This is a genomic window from Delftia sp. K82, from assembly GCF_002193035.1.
In the GTDB taxonomy this organism is placed as follows: domain Bacteria; phylum Pseudomonadota; class Gammaproteobacteria; order Burkholderiales; family Burkholderiaceae_C; genus Comamonas; species Comamonas acidovorans.
In genome coordinates this window covers 1-2,119 of record NZ_MYFL01000020.1, presented here as the reverse complement: position 1 = coordinate 2,119, position 2,119 = coordinate 1, and the positions used below count along the sequence as shown (strand labels likewise).

Below are 2,119 nucleotides of genomic sequence, written 5' to 3'. Positions count from 1 at the left end.
TTGGCCAAAGAGCTGGTTGATGAAACCGTACCTATCGACCTACATGCTTGGATAACGCTGGGCGGGGATTCTGTTATCGATTTCACATTGCCATCCAAATTGGCCAGAAATCATGGCGCTCCCCAAAATCTAATGAATGAAGGCTTTTGCGCTGATGCGACAGGCATGGCGAAACACATGGGGCTGTACTACGAACCAATGCTTGTAGGCAGTCAATACCTTGCACTCGTAAACTCAGCAGACCCTCACGAAATACTTCTACGACTTATCGGACGATAGGCATTCGCCTGATTTAAGCCATTGAGCGAAAATGTGTAATTGGCTGTTCTGGCTCGGTTGCCATCATCAGGTCTCTGTTGTAGAACGCGTGCTATCGGTCAGCAGCGGTCTTTGGAGATGTACCTGCAAGCGACTGCTTTTGTCTGTATGAGCGGTCTGTCCCCGGATGGCAAACTAGATGGCGCTGCGCTACAAACCGAGGGTACCCCTCAGCGGTTTTTCGTATCAGTCAGTGACCGACCCATTTCGACCGTTCGGAACGCCTCGATCAACGACTGCTGCGCAGCGAATATGTTCAATACAATTGTGGAGCTGACACCGCTGCCGGCATGTCGCACGAAGCTTCCATTTGAGCCGCTACCGTAACTTGGGCGCTAGCTTACACTGGCAGTGAAACTTTCCCGTATCAGGAATCTCTACTAGGAGTTAACCGTGTCAACTTGGGCATCAGTGGATCTGGGCTGCATGAGAGTCACAGAAATGCAGAATCACATCAACCCGTGGTACTTCAAAAGAAAAGAACGGACGGTCGAAACGTCCGAAGATGTAGACTTCCCCGTGAGATACCTCTACAAGGCACCAGTAGAAGTCATCGCACGCCGCCTAGCTCTGGACGGCTACGACAATGATTCGCTGCGCACGGACTTCACCAAGGAGCTGGCGCGAAAGGTTCAGTTATGCAGGCTCATGATTTCGGAGGATTTGGACCGTGACGGAGCGAATGCTGAACTTTTGCCCGTTCTAGAGAACAGCACCCTTGAGGATTGGCTTGCCCGCCTCAAGAAGATCGCTACCGAAAACCTCGATGCCACGACTTTTGGAGAGAAGCGCACTAACTACAGCGATCAGCTTTTGAATTACATGCTGAGTGGCGCCGATGGATTTATCTTTTCAGACGAGCCTGGGATGGGCGGATTTGGCTTTCCATGCTCAACAGAAAATATGTATGCAGTGGCGCTGATAGAAGTGATGCCGAATGAAAAATTCTTTGTCCTTGATGCAACCAACATGGTCGACTCAGGATGGACAGAGGATTTTGACGACTTGACCGAATACCACTCTGACAGTACACATTTCTTCAAGGATTTCACAGACTCGCTCGATTCGACCAAGGCCTTGGCAAATCTGGCACCAGATAACCCAGCTCTCATGCGCTTGCTCTATGCCAACGTCATTACAGTAATGGAAGCCTACCTCAGCGACACCCTCAAGAAGCAGGTCATGAAGCGCAACGCAGTGTTAAGGCGATTTGTCCAAAGCCACGATGCATTCAAAAACAGCAAAAAAGAGCCAATAAGCGAAATCTTCAACACATACGACAAGATATTGAAACTGGCGAATGATGCTATTGACGAGATCAGCTTTCACAACGTTGTGACCGCGAAGACTCTCTATGAGAACGTACTGTCAGTCAATTTTCCAAAGGACGTTGCCTGGCTGATGAAAGCCACCACCAATCGACATGACATCGTTCACCGCAACGGCAGAACCTTAAAGAATGATGTCCTGAATATTGCCAGTGCAGACATCGACGAACTCGTCACAAAAGTCCTAGCCTTAGTCAAGGAGATTGACGCACAGGTGAAGGATGGGCTGCTGGACAATATTGATTGATTATGGAGTGCCAGTCCAGGTCATCCACGAAGCCTGTTGCGTAACGCCACAACTCATTAGTCTCGTCGCCACTGATCTTTAATTCTTTCTCGGCGCGGTCGCGCTGGCCAGCGGCGAAGCGCGGACTGCAGGAGCACACAGAACTTCCGGCGAAAGGCTGGCGCTGCATCACCATGCGGCCTTGCAGGCTGTGGCCTCACGTCGCATCGAGGGCGCCCCTGGCCAT

General features: G+C 50.7%; 2 protein-coding genes. Both read left to right on the top strand.

Going from position 1 to position 2,119, the window contains the following annotated elements:
- On the top strand, positions 1-279 hold a 279-nt coding region (locus KDK82_RS33050), incomplete at its 5' end, for a hypothetical protein (protein ID WP_218827114.1).
- Between the two features lie 432 nt (positions 280-711).
- Entirely contained in the window at positions 712-1,893 is a 1,182-nt protein-coding gene (locus KDK82_RS31570) for a HEPN/Toprim-associated domain-containing protein (RefSeq protein WP_179218033.1), read from the top strand.
- Positions 1,894-2,119 lie beyond the last annotated feature (226 nt).